The organism is Bacillus sp. GbtcB10, from assembly GCF_019091365.1.
Classification (GTDB): Bacteria; Bacillota; Bacilli; order Bacillales; family Bacillaceae; genus Bacillus; species Bacillus altitudinis.
The window spans coordinates 1-230 of the sequence record NZ_JAGXJP010000466.1 but is presented as its reverse complement, the minus strand read 5'-3'; the positions used below and the strand labels follow the sequence as shown (position 1 = coordinate 230).

General features: G+C 44.8%; 1 protein-coding gene. It reads right to left on the bottom strand.

The features are described from left to right. On the bottom strand, positions 1-230 hold a 230-nt coding region (locus KVT11_RS20860; protein WP_217609244.1), incomplete at both ends, for a glycine--tRNA ligase subunit beta.

The following is a 230-nucleotide window of genomic DNA, read 5'->3' as shown; positions in this document are numbered from 1 at the left end:
GACCAACTGAGTCACAAGGTCACATTTAGAAGTCCTGGCTGCTCTCGCAGCGCGTTTAGACGTTTCTTCATCTGCACCCACATGACCTGCTAGGCGGACGGCAATGTCTGTTACTCTTTTCAGCTTGTCTCCAATCGTGCCATGTTTCTCATGGAATACGTCTTTACCTAGCTTTTGAATGTTGTCTTCAATGATGAGTTTTTCGTCTTCTTTATAGAAATATGCCGCAT